An 18,599-nucleotide genomic window follows, 5' to 3' on the forward strand; every position below is an offset into this window, starting at 1 on the left:
GATTTGTCTAAGAAAAGATTGTACGAAATCGCAAAAGAACTTGGAAAAGAAAGTAAAGAAGTTGTAGCGCGTGCAAAAGAGTTGGGCTTGGAGGTGAAGAGCCACTCGTCAAGCGTTGAAGCTGATGCTGCTGAAAAAATCGTTGCTAGCTTTAAGCCTGCTGCTCCTAAAGCAGAAGCAAAACCTGTAGTACCAAAAGCAAGTGAAGCGAAGGTAGAAAAGAATTCTGAAACACCAGTAGCTCCTAAGGAAGAAAAAGTAGTAGCTGCTAGACCACAAAGCCGAAACTTCAAGGCAGAGCGTGAAGCTCGTGCAAAAGAGCAAGCAGAGCGACGTAAGCAAAACAAGGGCAACAACCGCGACCAACAACAAAACGGTAATCGCCAAAAGAATGACAATCGAAATGGTGGAAAACCAGGTCAAGGAAACCGCGACAACCGTCGTTTTAATGATCAAGGTAAAAAACAACAAGGTCAGCAAAACCGTGGCAATGATCGTCGCCAACAAGCGGAAAATCGTCCGAACCAAGCTGGTCCACGTATTGATTTCAAGGCTCGTGCAGCAGCCCTGAAAGCAGAGCAAAATGCTGAATACGCACGCTCAAGCGAGGAACGCTTCAAACAGTCACAAGCAGCTAAAGAAGCTTTGGTTCAAGCTAATAAACGCAAAGAACCAGAGGAAATCTTTGAAGAAGCTGCTAAGCTAGCTGAACAAACTCAGCAAGTGGTTGAAGTAGCTCCTGTAGTCAAAGAGCCTGTAGTGGATACACGTCGTAAAAAACAAGCCCGACCAGACAAAGATCGTGATGATTACGATCGTGAAGAAGATGGTCCTAGAAAACAACAAAAGAATCGAAGTAGTCAGAATCAAGTGAGAAATCAAAGAAATAGTAACTGGAATAACAATAAGAAAAATAAAAAAGGTAACAAACAAAACAACCGTAACCAGGCTCCAAAACCTGTTACAGAGCGTAAATTCCATGAATTGCCAACAGAATTTGAATATACAGATGGTATGACTGTTGCGGAAATCGCAAAACGTATCAAACGTGAACCAGCTGAGATTGTTAAGAAACTATTTATGATGGGCGTAATGGCCACTCAAAACCAATCTCTGGATGGAGAAACAATTGAACTCCTTATGGTTGATTACGGAATTGAAGCTAAACAAAAGGTTGAAGTGGATAATGCTGATATCGAACGCTTCTTCGTGGAAGATGGATACCTCAATGAAGATGAGTTGGTTGAACGTCCACCAGTTGTAACCATCATGGGACACGTTGACCATGGTAAAACAACACTTTTGGATACTCTACGTAATTCACGTGTTGCTACAGGAGAAGCTGGTGGTATCACGCAGCATATCGGTGCCTACCAGATCGAAGAAAATGGTAAGAAGATTACCTTCCTCGATACACCAGGACACGCGGCCTTTACTTCTATGCGTGCACGTGGTGCCTCTGTTACTGATATTACCATCTTGGTCGTAGCGGCAGATGACGGGGTTATGCCTCAAACTATCGAAGCTATCAACCACTCAAAAGCGGCTAATGTTCCAATCATCGTTGCCATTAACAAGATTGATAAACCAGGTGCCAATCCAGAACGTGTAATCGGTGAATTGGCTGAACACGGTGTTATGTCAACTGCTTGGGGTGGAGATTCTGAGTTTGTAGAAATCTCAGCCAAATTCAACCAAAATATCGATGAACTCTTGGAAACTGTCCTTCTTGTGGCTGAAATCCAAGAACTTAAAGCAGATCCGACAGTTCGTGCCATCGGTACTGTTATCGAAGCGCGCTTGGATAAAGGAAAAGGTGCGGTTGCAACCCTCCTTGTACAACAAGGTACTTTGAACGTTCAAGACCCAATCGTTGTCGGAAATACCTTCGGTCGTGTACGTGCCATGACCAATGACCTTGGACGTCGTGTGAAGGTGGCTGGACCATCTACTCCGGTTTCTATCACAGGTTTGAACGAAACGCCAATGGCAGGTGACCACTTTGCCGTATACGAAGATGAAAAATCTGCTCGTGCAGCTGGTGAAGAACGTGCTAAACGTGCTCTTATGAAGCAACGTCAAGCTACTCAACGTGTCAGCCTAGAAAATCTATTTGACACTCTTAAAGCTGGTGAACTTAAATCTGTTAACGTCATCATCAAAGCTGACGTACAAGGTTCTGTTGAAGCTCTTGATGCTTCCCTTCAAAAGATTGATGTGGAAGGTGTAAAAGTTACCATCGTTCACTCAGCAGTTGGTGCGATCAATGAATCTGACGTCACCCTTGCCGAAGCTTCAAATGCCTTTATCATTGGTTTCAACGTACGCCCTACACCACAAGCTCGTCAACAAGCAGAAGCAGACGATGTAGAAATCCGTCTCCACAGCATTATCTACAAGGTTATCGAAGAGATGGAAGAAGCTATGAAAGGGATGCTTGATCCAGAATTCGAAGAAAAAGTTATCGGTGAAGCAATCATCCGTGAAACCTTCAAAGTATCTAAAGTCGGAACAATCGGTGGATTTATGGTTACTAGCGGTAAAGTTACTCGTGACTCTAAAGTCCGTGTTATTCGTGACGGAGTCGTTATCTACGATGGTGAACTTGCAAGCTTGAAACACTATAAAGATGATGTCAAAGAAGTTACAAACGGCCGTGAAGGTGGTCTCATGATTGATGGCTACAATGATATCAAGACAGATGATGTGATTGAGGCCTATGTCATGGAAGAAATCAAACGTTAAGATTTTTGCTCCTTTCTTAGGTGGTGAGGGACGCAAGCAAACCCATGATTTCATTGCTTATTTTTGAGCCTGAGGTCTCAAAAATCCCCTGTGATGGTACTGATAAATCAGTTCCATCACTTTCACCACAGCGAAAGAAGCGGATGAGTTCAAACTGAACTTCGTTTCAATTTGAACTGAAAATCAGTAAGTTTAAAAATAGCTAGGTCTGCTGGCCTAGCTTTTGGTTCAATAGAGAGGAAGGAATAGCATGGGAAATCATTTCCGTACGGACCGTGTGGGCATGGAAATCAAGCGTGAAGTCAATGAGATTTTACAAAAGAAAGTCCGTGATCCACGTGTCCAAGGAGTGACCATCACAGATGTTCAGATGCTAGGTGACTTATCTGTAGCTAAGGTCTACTATACTATTTTGAGTAACCTTGCCTCAGATAATCAAAAAGCTCAAATCGGACTTGAAAAAGCAACCGGAACCATCAAACGTGAACTTGGTCGTAATTTGAAATTGTATAAAATTCCAGACTTAACTTTCGTTAAAGACGAATCCATCGAGTATGGAAACAAGATTGACGAAATGTTACGCAATCTGGATAAGAACTAAGAAAGAGGGGGAACCCTCTTTTTTGTTTTATAAACGAGGACTCTGCTTTACTAAAAGCTTATCAAGAAAAAATGAGTTCAGAAAATTTCTTTTCTAGAATAAATGTGATATGATATAGTTCAAAATTGATAGAAGAAGAGAAAAAAACAAGATGTCTAAACAAGATGTAGCTTTGCAAGTATTGCAACAAGTCGTGAAACTCCCTGTTGTCAAAGTTGATCGGTCAAAATTTTTAGTAGATAAATTTTCCAAACTATTGGATCCAAAGGATATTCCTAGATTATTAGAAGAGGGCCCAACAGCCTTATTGTCTCAAGATGCTTTAGATAAAGTTGCCGATACTTGTATCAAGGATAATGTCTTATTGGCAAGTGGTACTTCTGTAATTGCAGGTATACCAGGTGGTCTAGCTTTGGCAATCACCATCCCAACAGATGTTGCTCAGTTTTATGCTTTTTCCTTAAAACTAGCGCAAGAATTGGGATATATTTATGGCTATGATGATCTTTGGGCTTCTCGAAATGAATTGAGTGAAGAAGCCAAAAATACACTCTTGCTCTATCTTGGAGTTATGCTTGGAGTCAATAGCGCTGGAGCCCTCCTTCGATCTGGTGGAGTTTCAGTTGCTAAACACGTCATGAAGACAGTTCCCCAGAAGGCTTTAGCTAAGACTTTGTGGTATCCCATTTTAGAAAAAGTTTTGAAAATTTTTGGGGTAAATCTGACAAAGGGAGGTTTTGCTAAAGGGCTAGGCAAATGTATCCCGATTCTAGGAGGTATCGTTTCAGGTGGTTTAACCTATACAACTATGAAACCGATGGGTAAAAGTTTGCAAAGAGAATTATCCAAACTAGTCAATTACAATGAAATTCAATATCAAAAGGACGTAGAGATAATTCGAAAAGAAGCAGAAATTATCGAAGCAGAGTAATGTGAAGAAACTAGCAGGCTTGTACTGCTAGTTTTTTTATCTAAATCCTTGTGGTATAATAAGAAAAGAAAAACTAGCGAGAGAATATGATGGAGGTTGTGATGGATAATATTATTGATGTATCTATTCCTGTTGCGGAAGTGGTGGACAAGCATCCAGAGGTTTTAGATATTTTAGTTGAGCTTGGTTTTAAACCTCTTGCAAATCCTTTGATGCGCAATACTGTAGGTCGAAAGGTTTCTCTCAAACAAGGTTCTAAGCTCGAAGGAACTCCTATGGACAAGATTGTACGAACCCTTGAAGCAAATGGTTACGAAGTGATTGGATTAGACTAATGACAGATGAACGAATTCATGTCCTTCGGGATATTTTATTAGAATTGCATCATGGAGCATCTCCTGAATCCGTTCAGGAACGCTTTGATGCAACCTTCACAGGTGTATCTGCTATTGAGATTTCCCTTATGGAGCACGAGTTGATGAACTCTGACTCAGGCGTAACCTTTGAAGATGTCATGGAACTCTGTGATGTGCATGCCAATCTTTTTAAAAATGCTGTTAAGGGTGTCGAAGTTGAAGATACAGAGCATCCAGGTCATCCCGTGCGTGTCTTTAAAGATGAAAATCTAGCTCTCCGTGCTGCCTTGATTCGGGTCCGTAGATTGCTCTCGACTTATGAATCTGTGGACGACGAGGAAATGCTGGCGGAGATGCGTAAGGGTTTGGTGCGTCAGATGGGGCTTGTTGGTCAATTTGATATTCACTACCAGCGCAAGGAAGAGCTCTTCTTTCCTGTCATGGAACGTTATGGCCATGATTCACCTCCCAAAGTTATGTGGGGAGTGGATGATCAGATTAGGGAGCTCTTTCAAACAGCTTTAGTGGCAGCTAAGTCGCTCCCAGAAGTGCCAATTTCCGCTGTAAAGGAAGCTTTTGAAGCTTTTGCAACAGAGTTTGAAAGTATGATTTTTAAGGAAGAATCAATCCTTCTCATGATTCTGCTCGAATCCTTTACCCAGGATGACTGGATTCAGATTGCTGAGGAAAGTGATGCTTATGGCTATGCTATTATCCGTCCGTCTGAGAAATGGGTTCCTGAACGTCAAAGTTTTGTTGAGGAAAAAAGTGTAGAAGAACCAATTCAGCCAGAAACTGTAGATGGACAAGTTCAGCAAGTGATTAATACGCCAGAAGGGCAGTTTACTATTACCTTTACACCTAAGGAAAAGGAAGCAGTGCTAGACCGTAATAGCCAACAGGCTTTTGGCAACGGTTATCTCTCGGTTGAACAAGCCAATCTTATCCTTAATCACCTGCCTATGGAGATTACCTTTGTTAATAAGGATGATATCTTCCAGTATTATAACGATAATACACCAGCAGATGAGATGATTTTCAAGCGGACACCATCCCAAGTCGGGCGAAATGTTGAGCTTTGTCACCCACCCAAGTACCTTGACAAGGTAAAGGCCATTATGAAAGGTCTTCGTGAAGGGGTCAAGGACAAGTATGAGATGTGGTTTAAGTCCGAATCACGTGGAAAGTTTGTCCATGTCACCTACGCAGCTGTCCACGATCAAGCAGGAGAGTTTCAAGGAGTCTTGGAATATGTTCAGGACATCCAACCCTACCGTGAGATTGATACAGACTTTTTCCGTGGATTAGAATAAGGAGAAAAAATGAGTTACGAGCAAGAATTTATGAAGGAATTTGAAGCCTGGGTTAATACCCAGATTATGATCAACGATATGGCTCTTAAGGAAAGCCAAAAGGTTTATGAAGAAGATAAAGATGAGCGCGCTAAAGATGCCATGATTCGCTACGAGAGTCGCTTGGATGCCTACCAGTTCTTACTAGGTAAATTTGAAAACTTCAAGACAGGCAAGGGATTCCATGATTTACCGGAAGGTTTGTTTGGCGAGAGAAATTATTAATGTTTAGAAATTAGAAAGGGGAGTGGGGCTCCCTTTTTCATTGTTCCTTGAGCCTTTTTGTGTTACAATGTTAGCATGAAAACGAAAAATATTATTAAAACAGGTTTAGTCGTGGCAGGGCTTGGAGCACTTGCCTTTGGAGCTAAGAAAGTAGCCGATGATCACAAACTCATGAAGACACAGGAAGAGTTAACTGCTATTGTGCGTGACTATTTCTCAGAAATGGGTGAGATTGGGACTCTCTATGTCCAAGTCTACGAAAGTAGCCTAGAACGTCTTGTTGGTGGTGTCATTTTTGAAGATGGTCGTCACTATACCTTTGTCTATGAAGATGAAGATCTCATCTACGAGGAGGAAGTCTTATGATTTCTCCTAAAAATATAGAAGAATTAGCAAATCTAGTAGAGCAGGATGGCAAGAAGGTCTTCCTTTTTGTTGCGGATTGGTGTGGCGATTGCCGTTATATCTATCCTGCCTTGCCAGAGATTGAAGAGGCAAATCCAGAGTTCATTTTTATACGGGTAGACCGAGATGAGTACATGGAACTTGCTAAACTTTGGGATGTTTACGGAATTCCTAGTCTTGTTGTATTAGATAAGGACAAGGAAATTGGACGTTTTGTCAATCGTGACCGTAAAACCAAGGGGCAAATCAATGACTTTTTAGCAGGTTTGAAATAGGAGAAAAGAATGATTTTTACATATAATAAAGAACATGTCGGCGATGTCCTTATGGTCATCGTGAAAAACAGTGGAGATGCCAAACTAGATGTTGAGCGTAAAGGCAATGTGGCGCGTGTTTTCCTAAAGGAAACTGCTGAAACTGTTGCATGGAATATTTTTGAAGTTTCTAGCTTATTTGAGATTGAGAATCGTGGCCAAGTATTTCTAACAGACGACCAAGTGGCTCGTTTGAATCAAGAATTGCAGGCTCAAGGATTTACTGAAGAAATCATCAATGACAAGGAACCAAAATTTGTCGTTGGAGAAATTGTAGCGATGGTCGCGCATCCAGATAGTGATCACTTGAATATCTGCCAAGTTGCTGTTGGAAATGATAAAACAGTACAAATCGTTGCGGGTGCTCCTAATGCGCGTGTCGGCTTGAAAACCATTGTAGCTCTTCCAGGAGCGATGATGCCAAAAGGCAATCTCATTTTTCCAGGGGAACTTCGTGGAGAAAAGAGTTTTGGTATGATGTGTAGTCCTCGTGAACTTGCCTTACCAAATGCTCCGCAAAAGCGTGGTGTTATTGAATTGTCAGAAGACCAAGTTGTTGGAACTCCATTCGATCCGGCTAAACACTGGACAGTTTAATTGGTAACGAGTATCTATTAAACTAGATAGGAGAAAGTAAGATGGCAAAAAATGTAGTGATTACAGGTGCAACATCAGGTATTGGTGAAGCAATCGCGCGTGCCTATCTAGAAAAAGGTGAAAATATTGTTCTCACAGGACGTCGAACAGAAAGACTTGAAGCTCTCAAAGCAGAGTTTGCAGAAGCCTTTCCGAATCAAAATGTTTGGACCTTTCCGCTAGATGTGACCGATATGAATATGGTCAAGACTGTTTGTTCAGATATTCTAGAAACTATAGGTCAGATAGATATCCTAGTTAATAACGCTGGACTTGCTTTAGGCTTAGCTCTCTATCAGGACTATGAAGAGTTGGATATGCTGACCATGCTGGATACCAATGTCAAGGGCTTGATGGCTGTTACTCGTTGTCTCTTGCATTCCATGGTAGCTGCCAATCAAGGTCATATCATTAATATGGGTTCGACCGCAGGTATTTACGCCTATGCGGGTGCAGCAGTCTATTCAGCAACCAAGGCTGCAGTCAAAACTTTTTCGGATGGCTTACGTATCGATACTATTGCTACAGATATCAAGGTGACCACTATTCAACCTGGAATTGTAGAGACGGATTTTTCTAAGGTACGTTTTCATGGAGATGAAGCACGGGCTGCGACTGTTTACCAGGGGCTTGAAGCCTTACAGGCACAAGATATCGCTGATGCAGTGGTTTATGTGACCAGTCAACCTCGTCGTGTGCAAATCACAGATATGACCATCATGGCCAATCAACAAGCTACTGGATTTACGATTCACAGAGATTAATATTATTTTTAAAAAAGTTACAAATGTTGTAACTTTTTTTGATTTCCTTCGAATAGATAAGTAGGAGGATGAAAAATGTATAATAAAGTTATTCTTATTGGAAGAATTGTGGCAACGCCAGAATTGCACAAAACCAACAATGACAAGTCTGTAGCTCGTGCGACCATTGCCATTAACCGTCGTTTTAAGGATCAAAACGGGGAACGTGAAGCGGACTTCATCAATATTGTGGTCTGGGGCAAGCTTGCTGAAACCTTAGCTAGCTACGCGACTAAAGGCAGTCTCATTTCTGTAGATGGGGAGCTCCGTACCCGTAAGTTTGAGAAGAATGGTCAGATCAACTATGTGACCGAAGTTCTCGCTACAGGATTTCAACTTTTGGAAAGTCGCGCCCAACGTGCTATGCGTGAAAATAATGCTGGTCAAGACTTGGCAGATTTAGTTTTGGAAGAGGAGGAACTTCCCTTCTAGTAATAATAAAGAAAGCTGGTTCGTCAATAGACCAGCTTTTTGGTTTATAATAGTCAAATAATTCGGGAATTATTTCCTTGAAATAAAATAGTTAAATGCATTTGTACAATAAAATCAAGCACTTTTTTTGAAAAAATAGTAAAATAAAGTAAAGTATATTCAAAATTTTCAGAAAAAGGAACGAAGCTTGAAGGGAAACAAAGAGAGAAAAGAACAGTTGAAATGGTTGATAAAACGGATATTACTGCTGATTCCAGTTGCCTGTCTTCTCTTGTGGGTCTATACAGTTTGTCAAACGACTAGTATGAATGAAAAGACTAAGATTGGTGTTACCTATATGACCATGAATAATGAGTTCTATAAAAGTATTCATTCGGAAATTAGTCGAATTGCTGACGAGAGGGGAGCTCTGGTTTATGTCCGAGATCCAGAATTGGACGAAGAAAGACAGTGCCAACAAATCGATGATTTTTGCGCTCAAAAAGTCAATGTGATTGTGATTAATCCGGTCAAGGGGGATAGTCAACTGATTTTAAGGGCTCTTGAAAAAGCTAGAAAACAAGGGATTAAGATTATTGCAGTAGATACTCAGTTGAAGAATTTTAAACCTGATGCTAGTATTGTATCCGATAACTACCAAGCAGGAGTATTGATTGCGAAAGAGCTGATGAAACGCTCTTCTAGTGCTCGGATACTCCTCTTGGAGCATAAAGGAACAATTTCAGCAGATACACGGATTCAGGGATTTAAGGATACTATCGAAGGACACGAATCTTATCAGATTGTCTCGGAACTAGAAACTAAGGGACAGACAGAAATTGCGATGCCAACTGTACGCAACTTCTTGCAACTAGAATTTAAAATCGATACCTTGGTTGCCTTAAATGACCGTTCAGCTATAGGAGCTTTAGCTGCTATTAAGGAGAAAGGAATTAGCTACCCCATTGCGATTTATGGAATTGATGGTTCACCAGATATGAAATCTTTATTGCATTCAACAGATGATGTTGTGGGAACAGTTGCTCAGTCTCCTTTGCAGATGGGAGATCGCGTGATGGAAGTCATCCAGGATATTGTTGATGGGAAGAGCTACTCTGAAGAGGTAACCATTCCAGTTCAAATGATGACAAAGGAAAACATCGATCGATTCGATGTGAATGGGTGGCAGTGATGAGAAAATTTAGAGGTGTGCGATACAGTTTGACCCTCCTGATGATCGTGAATTTTATTGCAGTCATGCTCAATAGTATTATCTATCTTCAAGCAACCAACTATATCATCGTCCAACGACAAGCTTCTTTGTTAGTAGAACACTTAGATCGCGTTCCTTTTGCGCCTTCTCTGACCTTTTGGTTGTCTGCGCTCTTATTTGCTGGGATTGCCTTGATATCGATGGCTCGTTATCGTCCTCAAACGAGCCGATGGTCTATCTTTGATAAACGAAATATTCTAGAGATTCTCCTGATGTTGCTCTTGATGTGGGTTCAAAATATAGCTTATAATGGGATTATTCTCTTGGTTTTTGCGGATATTTTCTATGGTTCTAAAGAGTTGAATACTAAACGAGACCGCAAGTATTGGTTTGCGTTTATACTAGTGAGTTTCCTGATGCTTCTTGTGACCAACTCAGACGTCTTTTCACTTTTCTTTCCGATTCCGTCCTTGGATACGTATATTCAGTTTTATCCGTCCTCGCTCCGAATTTTGGCCTTTTTTCTGAAGAATTCTCTCTATGCCTCAAATTTGGTGTTCTTCATTATTTCGCTTTTGTTTTATATTATGAATGTCCTTGCGGAGAACCACGAAGTGGAAGAGGAATTGGCCATGGTATCCAAAGTTAATACCGAGTTGAACAACTATATGGCCTTATCTGAGAAAATTGCAGAGGATCGGGAGCGTAAGCGGATTGCTCGTGAGATTCACGATACCTTGGGGCATGCGTTAACAGGAATCTCAGCTGGCTTAGATGCAGTTGGAGTCTTGATTGATATCGATCCCAATCGGGCAAAAGAACAGGTGAAAAATGTGTCAGAAGTCGTCCGCGAAGGGATTCAAGATGTGAGAGGCTCTCTCAATCGCCTTCGGCCAGGAGCTCTTGAGGGACGAACTCTCAAAGATGCGTTAGAAAAGATGATTCATGAGTATCAGAATCTTTCAAATTTACAGGTTGATTTAATCTATGAATGGGTTGATGTCGATATGGACGTCATGATTGAAGATACGATTTTTCGTGTGATTCAAGAGTCTATGACCAATGCGGTTCGTCACGGCCATGCTAGTCTAATGGAACTTCATTTTTTTGAGGACGAAGAAGATTACATAATAGAGTTGCAGGACAATGGAGTTGGGTTTGAAACCTTGACCTATGGATATGGGCTCAAGCAGATGATGGAGCGTATTTCTATCCTAGGAGGACAACTTCAATTTGAAAGTCGCGATGGATTTTTCACACGAGTCAGTTTACCGAAATAAAAAGAAGGGAGATAAGAGATGGTGATAAAAGTAATGGTGGCAGATGACCAGTCTTTGATTCGAGAATCTCTGAAAATTATTTTGTCAGCTCACTCCGATATCGAAGTGGTAGCAACAGTAGAAGATGGGAATCATGTCTTGTCGAGCATTCCACAAACTCATCCTGATCTAATTTTGATGGATATTCGGATGCCAGGTATGGATGGAGTTTTGGCTACAAAAGAAGTAAAAGAGCATTATCCGGATATCAAAATTATTATTTTAACGACCTTTGATGATGATGAATTTATCTATAGTGCGCTCAAATATGGTGCTTCAGGATATCTCTTAAAAGGGACATCGACAGACGAGCTCTATGAAGCTATTAAGGTGGTGTATCAGGGTGGAGCTATGATTAACCCTAATATCGCTAGCAAAGTCTTTCAAATTTTCTCACAGATGGCTAAATCCAACTTTTCTATTACTGTGGATGAAGATAATGTCAAAGATTTAAGCACTACGGAATGGCGAATTATTCAAGAAATTGGTTATGGCGAGTCTAACAAAGAAATTGCCGCCAAACTTTTCTTGTCAGAAGGAACCGTGCGCAATTACTTATCAACGATTTTGGCAAAATTAAACCTACGGGATCGAACACAATTAGCGATTTGGTCAGTCCAAACAGGAGTGACCAGACGCGATTTTTCAAAAGGAAATACGGAATGAAATTAAAGCGAAAGCATCTTTATTTTGGGGTTGGACTCCTTATTATGCTCTGTGTAAGTGCGGGGGTTTATTGGTGGAAACAGCAACCAACCGTACTTCATATAGGAGTTTATGCAGGTTCTAGTTGGGATGTACCAACCAGTCAACGTTCGCATGCTTTAGATCGAGCAATTGAAAAATTTGAAAAGTCCCATCCCAATGTCCGTGTGGAATATGAAAATGGAATTCCACAGTCTGAATATTCAAACTGGCTCTCAGAAAAAATTGTTTCAGGAAAGACACCGGATGTCTTTATGGTCTCTGAACAAGATATTTCTTTATTGGCAGCGCGTGGCGTTTTAGAAAATTTGAATGGTTATATGAGTCAAAAAGATCAGGCTACTTTTTATACCGCTGCATTTGAATCCTGTGTCTATCAGGAACAACCCTATGCCTTACCTTACGAAAGCAATCCTATTTTGATGTGTGTCAATAAAGATTTACTGGATAAAGAAGGCATTGAGGTTCCCAAAGAAGGTTGGAGTCTTGAAGAATTTTATGAGATTTGTAAAAAACTAACCAAAGATACCAATGGAGATGGTCAATTGGATCAGTTTGGGAGTACAGAATATACCTGGAAAGAAGCTTTGACAGCAAATGGAGGCAGTCTCTTTCAAGGAGGGACGCTCAAGCTCACAGCTCCAGAAGTCAAAGAATCTTTGACTTTTCTGCAAAAATTGGAAGAGTTAAATAAAAATTATAAGGTGAGTTCCAAAGATTTTGACCAAGGGAAAGTAGCGTTTTACCCCATGACTTTGGCTCAATATAGGACTTATAAACCTTATCCCTATCATGTTTCCAAATATTCAAACTTCACCTGGACCTGTATTCCTATGCCTGCTAAGTCAAAAACCACTAAGGCGACCTTGGTTACGACGACTTCTTTTGCCATGTCTGCTCGGACTCCTCATTCAAAGTTGGCTTGGGAGTTGATGCAAGTGTTGACAGAGGATCCAGAAATCCAACAAACTCTTTTTGCTGAATCTCAAGGGATTTCTGTCATGCCTGATGTAGTCAAGAGTCGTTCTAGTAAAGACCTTCTGCAAGTGGATGATTTTGGGGCAGATTCCTTAACCAATCAGACCTTGAACCGAATCATGGAACAAGCTGTAGAAAGTAGTCCCAAGAATGTCTCGAAAGAAGTGTTAGAAAAACTGGACTACTTGATTGGCAATGCCTTGCGCAATCAAGATGTTGAGAACCGCCTGCCGCAAATTCAAAGGGAGATTGAAAGTAGTCTCCAGGTAGGATTTTAAAGAAAAAAAGATGACATCGTGTCAAGTGACAGATGTCATTTTTTTATTGCTAAATGTCATGTTTATAATGTGACATTTGACAATGTAAAAACGCTTTCAAATAATCTACAATAGAGTCAAATAAAGGAGGCGTAGCAAAATGAAATACCTCATTTTAGTCAGTCATGGAGGATTGGCAGAAGGCCTAAAAACATCACTAGCTATGTTTGCTGGTGATAAGATGAACCAGGTCATTGCAGTTGGACTCAAAGAAGGAAAGTCGGTCGATGATTTTGCAGTTGATTTTAGAGAAAGCATTTCAGAATTGACAGCAGATGATTCTGTACTGGTCTTGGCAGATATTGTAGGCGGTAGTCCACTAACCACAGCAGCAACTGTCCTAGAAGAAGTTGGGAAGCTAGATGAAGCTTTGATCCTTGGTGGAATGAATCTTACCATGGCTTTAACAGCAGTAGTGATGAAGGATGTGTTGGATGGAGACGATTTGTCAGCCACCATCTTATCAGAAGCACGATCTGCACTACAGCCTTTTGAAGTTTCAGCCACTAGTGCTGAAGAAGATGATGACGATATTTAATAGGGAGGTACCTTATGGTAGTAACATTTGTACGGATTGATGACCGCATGATTCACGGTCAAACAGTCACACGCTGGGCAAAAGAAAAACCATGTGATGGTTTGATTGCCGTAAACGATGCAGCAGCATCAAACAAGGTTTTGATCCAAGCTTACAAAGGCGCATCAGACAAAAAAACCTTTGTATGGACAAAAGAAGCATTTAAAGAAAAATCAGCAAAAGTAACAGAATCAGATAGTCGTTACTTCTTGATCACCAAAAATCCAATCGATATGAAGGAAATTTTGGTGGACCAAGGTTTTGTTCCAGGGGATGTTAAAGAAATCATCGTAGGCCCTGCAAATGATCGTCCTGGTGCAGTGAAATTGGGTAATAACCAATCCATCACACAGGAAGAAGCAGAAGCCTTCCAAGCCATTCAAGCAGCAGGCTATAAGGTGAAATTCCAGTTGTTGCCTGATGTTTCGATTGGTTACTGGGATGATTTCAAATCTAAATTTGGTTTTTAAACCTAACAATTTTATTAATTAGGTAAATAAATTTACAAACAAAAAGGAGCGTTTGTTATGACAATTTCATGGATTCAAGCAATCTTGCTTGCAGTTTTCGCCAGCTTGTCTTCAATGCCTGGTATGGGAGGTTCCAGTATCGGGAACTATACACTCGGTCGTCCCTTGATTGGTGGGTTGATCTCAGGTTTAATTCTTGGAGATGTGACAACCGGTATTATGGTAGGGGTTGCCCTTCAAGTCGTTTATATCGCCTTGGTAACACCTGGTGGAACCGTATCTGCGGATGTTCGTGCCATTTCTTATATCGGTGTTCCTCTTGCTATCTTGTTTGTGCATGCAAATCACATCACAGACGAAGCTGGAATTGCAGCAGCTGCAGCCCCAATCGGTGCGGCCGTTGGGACAATCGGTACTGTTCTTTTCTACGGAACAGCTACCATGAACTTGCTTTGGCAACACATTGGTTGGAAAGCCGTTGAAGAAGGAAACTTCAAAAAACTCTACGCAGTTGACTGGGTTTACCCATGGATCTCTCACTTCCTCTTCTCTTTCCTTCCAACTATGATTATCACTAAATATGGTGAAAACATGGTTGATTTGATGAAACTTTATCTTCCTATGGATGGTTTCTGGATGAAAGCTCTCTTTACAGTCGGAGCTCTTCTCCCATGTGTCGGTATTGCTATCTTGTTGAAACAAATTGTTACAAAAGCAACTGACTTCATTCCATTCTTTGTTGGATTTACCTTGGCTAAATCTCTCGGCTTGAACTTGGTAGCGAGTGCGGTTGTTTCATTGATCTTTGCAGTAATCTACTATGAACTTGAAGTAATCAAATCTATGAAAGCTGTTCCAGCTGGGGCTGTTTACGTAGACGATGATGAGGAGGATATTTAAAATGGCTGATAGAAAGAAAATTTCAAAGAAAACATTAGCAAAAGCATTTCATCATTGGTATTATGGTCATTTGACTTGTTTCTCTCAAGAACACATGCAAACCTTTGGGTACTTGACTTCTATGCTTCCAATCGTAGAAGAAATGTATGATACAAAAGAAGAACAAAAAGATGCTATGCAAACCTATACTGCTTTCTTCAATACTGAACCGCAACTTGGATCTCTTGTTGTAGGGATTACAGCTGGTTTGGAAGAAGCACGTGCAAATGGAGATGCAGTAGATGGTGAAACCATCAATGGGATGCGTGCCGGTTTGATGGGACCAATCGCTGGTATTGGTGACTCTTTGATCGTTGGTACCTTGATTCCAGTTCTTTTGGGGATTGCACTTGGTCTTTCTAAAGGTGGTAACGTCGCTGGTGCTATCTTCTACATCGTCGTATGGAACTTCCTAGTCTACTTTGGTATGCGCTTTGCCTTCTTCAAAGGATATCAATTAGGGGATAAAGCCGTTGAATTCCTAGTAGGACCAAAAGGACAAGCTCTTCGTAAAGCAATCAGCGTTGTCGGTGGTATGGTTATTGGTGCCGTAGCAGCGACTTGGGTCTCTGTTACAACAGCACTCGAATTTAAAAATGCTAACGGAGAAGCCTTCCTTAAAATTCAAGAAAAGATTGATGGTGTTTATCCAGGTCTCTTGACAGCAACCTTCATCACTATTTGCTGGTGGTTGATGTCTAAGAAAAAAGTTTCACCAAACAAAGTCATGTTAATTCTAGTTGTTGTTGCCTTAATTGGTGTTGCTCTAGGTATCTTTGACCCACATCTTAATTACTAAGGTCAAGAGAACCCAATATTTACTAGTAAAAATTTTGAGAATGAAGTAGATTAACCTCCTTCTCTTACACTTCATTCTCAATTTTTATCAGGAGGATTTTCATGGTTACAAAACAAGAACTTGTTAATGGATATGAAACAGAAATTAAGTATCAACGCCACATGCTTGAAAATTTGGGTCGTTGGTTCAGTTTGCTCTTTATCACTGCTAGTATTGGTGTGGTATTGATTTATCTTTTTCATAAAACCTTCCTCCCACTCTTAATTTTCGGAATTTTACTTGCCTTGATTGGAATATTAGGAATGGTGGTTTTTGGATATGGTATCTACCGCGGGCGGATCAATCTCCAAAAGGTTATCGATGATTTCAATCAAAAGTTGACGATTCTCAATTAATATTAAAGGAACATCTCTTTCATTTTTGAGGTGTTTTTTTCTTGACTATTTCTGACTAAGTGATACAATAGAACTATGGTTTAGCACTCGTATGCAAAGAGTGCTAATAATATGATTATCTTATGGAGGAAAGCAGATGTTGAAACCATTAGGAGACCGCGTGGTCTTGAAAATTGAAGAAAAAGAACAAACAGTTGGTGGCTTTGTCCTTGCAGGATCAGCCCAAGAAAAAACAAAAACAGCTAAAGTAGTAGCTATTGGACAAGGTGTTCGTACCTTGAGCGGTGAACTAGTTGCTCCAAGTGTAAAAGTTGGAGATCAAGTTTTAGTCGAAGCTCATGCGGGTATTGAAGTCGAAGATGGTGATGAAAAATATGTCATCGTTGGTGAGGCTAACATCTTAGCAATTGTGGAAGAATAATAGGAGGAAATAAGTATGTCAAAAGAGATTAAATTTTCATCTGATGCACGCTCAGCAATGGTCCGTGGCGTTGATATCCTAGCTGATACTGTTAAAGTGACCTTGGGACCTAAAGGACGTAACGTCGTTCTTGAAAAATCATTCGGTTCACCATTGATTACCAATGACGGTGTAACCATCGCTAAAGAAATCGAACTAGAAGACCATTTTGAAAATATGGGTGCCAAATTGGTGTCAGAAGTTGCTTCTAAAACCAATGATATCGCTGGTGACGGGACAACTACTGCAACAGTTTTGACCCAAGCTATTGTTCGTGAAGGGATCAAAAACGTTACAGCAGGAGCAAACCCAATCGGTATCCGTCGTGGGATTGAAGCAGCGGTTGCAACTGCTGTGGAAGCCTTGAAGAACAATGCCATTCCAGTATCAAGCAAGGAAGCTATTGCACAAGTCGCTGCCGTATCCTCTCGCTCTGAAAAAGTTGGTGAGTACATCTCTGAAGCTATGGAAAAAGTTGGCAAAGATGGAGTCATCACCATTGAAGAATCACGTGGTATGGAAACAGAGCTTGAAGTTGTAGAAGGAATGCAGTTTGACCGTGGTTATCTATCACAGTACATGGTCACTGACAATGAAAAAATGGTGGCAGACCTTGAAAATCCATATATTTTAATCACCGATAAGAAAATCTCAAATATCCAAGAAATCTTGCCACTTCTAGAAAGCATTCTTCAAAGTAGCCGTCCACTCTTGATCATTGCTGATGATGTTGACGGTGAAGCTCTTCCAACTCTTGTCTTGAACAAGATTCGAGGAACTTTCAACGTCGTTGCTGTTAAGGCTCCTGGCTTTGGGGACCGTCGTAAGGCTATGTTGGAAGATATCGCTATCTTGACAGGCGGAACTGTTATCACAGAAGATCTTGGTCTTGAATTGAAAGATGCTACTATTGAAGCGCTTGGTCAAGCAGCGAGAGTGACTGTAGATAAAGATAGTACTGTTATTGTAGAAGGTGCGGGAAATCCTGAAGCAATTGCTAACCGTGTCGCTGTTATCAAATCACAAATTGAAACAACAACTTCAGAATTCGACCGTGAAAAACTTCAAGAACGCTTGGCTAAATTGTCAGGTGGAGTAGCTGTTATCAAGGTTGGTGCTGCAACTGAAACTGAGTTGAAAGAAATGAAACTCCGTATCGAAGATGCTCTTAACGCGACTCGTGCAGCTGTTGAAGAAGGTATCGTTGCAGGTGGTGGTACTGCCCTTGTTAATGTTATCTCAGCTGTCGCTGTCTTGGAATTAGAAGGCGATGAAGCAACAGGTCGCAATATTGTTCTTCGTGCCTTGGAAGAGCCTGTACGTCAAATTGCCCACAACGCAGGTTATGAAGGTTCAATTGTTATTGATCGTTTGAAAAATGCAGAGCTTGGGACTGGCTTCAACGCTGCAACAGGTGAATGGGTCAATATGATTGAAGCGGGAATCATCGATCCTGTTAAGGTAAGCCGTTCAGCCCTTCAGAACGCAGCTTCAGTAGCAAGTCTCATCTTGACTACCGAAGCAGTTGTAGCTAACAAACCAGAACCAGTAGCCCCAGCTCCAGCAATGGATCCATCTATGATGGGTGGTTACTAAGAAATATAAAAAACAGGTAGAAATCTTTATTTCTACCTGTTTTTCTTTCTTG

22 protein-coding genes are annotated in these 18,599 nt (G+C 40.9%); all 22 read left to right on the forward strand.

The genetic code is table 11. The features are described from left to right. Window positions 1–3 precede the first annotated feature (3 nt). Window positions 4–2,745 carry a translation initiation factor IF-2 gene (gene infB, locus GOM46_RS01700; RefSeq protein ID WP_006150215.1) on the forward strand — a complete coding sequence of 914 codons (2,742 nt, stop codon included), beginning with the start codon at window positions 4–6 and terminating at the stop codon, window positions 2,743–2,745. Window positions 2,746–2,995: 250 nt separating this feature from the next. Further along, the gene (gene rbfA / locus GOM46_RS01705; RefSeq protein ID WP_006150303.1) at window positions 2,996–3,346 is read left to right on the forward strand and encodes a 30S ribosome-binding factor RbfA; all 351 of its coding nucleotides are present in this window, start codon (window positions 2,996–2,998) and stop codon (window positions 3,344–3,346) included. A gap of 151 nt (window positions 3,347–3,497) precedes the next feature. Further along, window positions 3,498–4,277 (forward strand): hypothetical protein, encoded by a 780-nt coding sequence (locus GOM46_RS01710; RefSeq protein ID WP_006150117.1) that lies wholly within the window; start codon window positions 3,498–3,500, stop codon window positions 4,275–4,277. Between the two features lie 101 nt (window positions 4,278–4,378). Then, on the forward strand, window positions 4,379–4,612 hold the full coding sequence (locus GOM46_RS01715) for a DUF1858 domain-containing protein (RefSeq protein WP_000368732.1): 234 nt from the start codon (window positions 4,379–4,381) through the stop codon (window positions 4,610–4,612). Further along, entirely contained in the window at window positions 4,612–5,946 is a 1,335-nt protein-coding gene (locus GOM46_RS01720; RefSeq protein WP_235083781.1) for a DUF438 domain-containing protein, read from the forward strand. Before GOM46_RS01715 ends, GOM46_RS01720 begins: the two co-directional genes overlap by 1 nt. Window positions 5,947–5,955: 9 nt before the next feature. Further along, the gene (locus GOM46_RS01725) at window positions 5,956–6,210 is read left to right on the forward strand and encodes a DUF1912 family protein (RefSeq protein ID WP_235083782.1); all 255 of its coding nucleotides are present in this window, start codon (window positions 5,956–5,958) and stop codon (window positions 6,208–6,210) included. Window positions 6,211–6,285: 75 nt separating this feature from the next. After that, window positions 6,286–6,576 carry a DUF4651 domain-containing protein gene (locus GOM46_RS01730; RefSeq protein WP_024053819.1) on the forward strand — a complete coding sequence of 97 codons (291 nt, stop codon included), beginning with the start codon at window positions 6,286–6,288 and terminating at the stop codon, window positions 6,574–6,576. After that, window positions 6,573–6,890: a thioredoxin family protein gene (locus tag GOM46_RS01735; protein WP_235083783.1), complete on the forward strand. Its 318-nt coding sequence runs from the start codon at window positions 6,573–6,575 to the stop codon at window positions 6,888–6,890. The genes GOM46_RS01730 and GOM46_RS01735 overlap by 4 nt, the downstream gene beginning before the upstream one ends. Before the next feature lie 9 nt (window positions 6,891–6,899). After that, window positions 6,900–7,526, forward strand: coding sequence for a YtpR family tRNA-binding protein (gene ytpR / locus GOM46_RS01740; RefSeq protein WP_235083785.1), 627 nt, complete (start codon window positions 6,900–6,902; stop codon window positions 7,524–7,526). Window positions 7,527–7,567: 41 nt separating this feature from the next. Further along, a complete protein-coding gene (locus GOM46_RS01745; protein WP_235083786.1) occupies window positions 7,568–8,329 on the forward strand; it encodes an SDR family NAD(P)-dependent oxidoreductase in 762 nt (253 codons plus the stop codon). A 75-nt stretch (window positions 8,330–8,404) separates the two neighbouring features. Then, the gene (locus GOM46_RS01750; RefSeq protein ID WP_235083787.1) at window positions 8,405–8,800 is read left to right on the forward strand and encodes a single-stranded DNA-binding protein; all 396 of its coding nucleotides are present in this window, start codon (window positions 8,405–8,407) and stop codon (window positions 8,798–8,800) included. 187 nt (window positions 8,801–8,987) lie between these two features. After that, entirely contained in the window at window positions 8,988–9,971 is a 984-nt protein-coding gene (locus tag GOM46_RS01755) for a substrate-binding domain-containing protein (protein ID WP_235083788.1), read from the forward strand. Next, complete coding sequence (locus tag GOM46_RS01760; protein ID WP_235083789.1) at window positions 9,971–11,272, forward strand: sensor histidine kinase; 1,302 nt, start codon at window positions 9,971–9,973, stop codon at window positions 11,270–11,272. Before GOM46_RS01755 ends, GOM46_RS01760 begins: the two co-directional genes overlap by 1 nt. Window positions 11,273–11,293: 21 nt before the next feature. Next, window positions 11,294–11,977, forward strand: a complete 684-nt coding sequence (locus GOM46_RS01765) for a response regulator transcription factor (RefSeq protein WP_025173290.1) — start codon at window positions 11,294–11,296, stop codon at window positions 11,975–11,977. Continuing rightward, window positions 11,974–13,272 carry an ABC transporter substrate-binding protein gene (locus GOM46_RS01770; protein ID WP_235083791.1) on the forward strand — a complete coding sequence of 433 codons (1,299 nt, stop codon included), beginning with the start codon at window positions 11,974–11,976 and terminating at the stop codon, window positions 13,270–13,272. The genes GOM46_RS01765 and GOM46_RS01770 overlap by 4 nt, the downstream gene beginning before the upstream one ends. A gap of 139 nt (window positions 13,273–13,411) precedes the next feature. Then, the gene (locus GOM46_RS01775; RefSeq protein ID WP_004251855.1) at window positions 13,412–13,849 is read left to right on the forward strand and encodes a PTS sugar transporter subunit IIA; all 438 of its coding nucleotides are present in this window, start codon (window positions 13,412–13,414) and stop codon (window positions 13,847–13,849) included. Between the two features lie 14 nt (window positions 13,850–13,863). Next, the gene (locus tag GOM46_RS01780) at window positions 13,864–14,358 is read left to right on the forward strand and encodes a PTS system mannose/fructose/N-acetylgalactosamine-transporter subunit IIB (protein ID WP_000261775.1); all 495 of its coding nucleotides are present in this window, start codon (window positions 13,864–13,866) and stop codon (window positions 14,356–14,358) included. Between the two features lie 57 nt (window positions 14,359–14,415). Then, window positions 14,416–15,258, forward strand: a complete 843-nt coding sequence (locus GOM46_RS01785; RefSeq protein ID WP_000156207.1) for a PTS mannose/fructose/sorbose/N-acetylgalactosamine transporter subunit IIC — start codon at window positions 14,416–14,418, stop codon at window positions 15,256–15,258. Continuing rightward, window positions 15,242–16,096 (forward strand): PTS system mannose/fructose/sorbose family transporter subunit IID, encoded by an 855-nt coding sequence (locus GOM46_RS01790; RefSeq protein ID WP_029689583.1) that lies wholly within the window; start codon window positions 15,242–15,244, stop codon window positions 16,094–16,096. The genes GOM46_RS01785 and GOM46_RS01790 overlap by 17 nt, the downstream gene beginning before the upstream one ends. A 101-nt stretch (window positions 16,097–16,197) precedes the next feature. Continuing rightward, window positions 16,198–16,491, forward strand: a complete 294-nt coding sequence (locus GOM46_RS01795) for a hypothetical protein (RefSeq protein WP_000256768.1) — start codon at window positions 16,198–16,200, stop codon at window positions 16,489–16,491. 136 nt (window positions 16,492–16,627) lie between these two features. Then, window positions 16,628–16,912: a co-chaperone GroES gene (gene groES, locus GOM46_RS01800; protein ID WP_235083792.1), complete on the forward strand. Its 285-nt coding sequence runs from the start codon at window positions 16,628–16,630 to the stop codon at window positions 16,910–16,912. Window positions 16,913–16,927: 15 nt separating this feature from the next. Beyond that, a complete protein-coding gene (gene groL, locus GOM46_RS01805; protein ID WP_235083793.1) occupies window positions 16,928–18,547 on the forward strand; it encodes a chaperonin GroEL in 1,620 nt (539 codons plus the stop codon). The last annotated feature ends 52 nt before the right edge of the window (window positions 18,548–18,599 follow it).

The organism is Streptococcus infantis, assembly GCF_021497965.1.
GTDB lineage: Bacteria > Bacillota > Bacilli > Lactobacillales > Streptococcaceae > Streptococcus > Streptococcus infantis_B.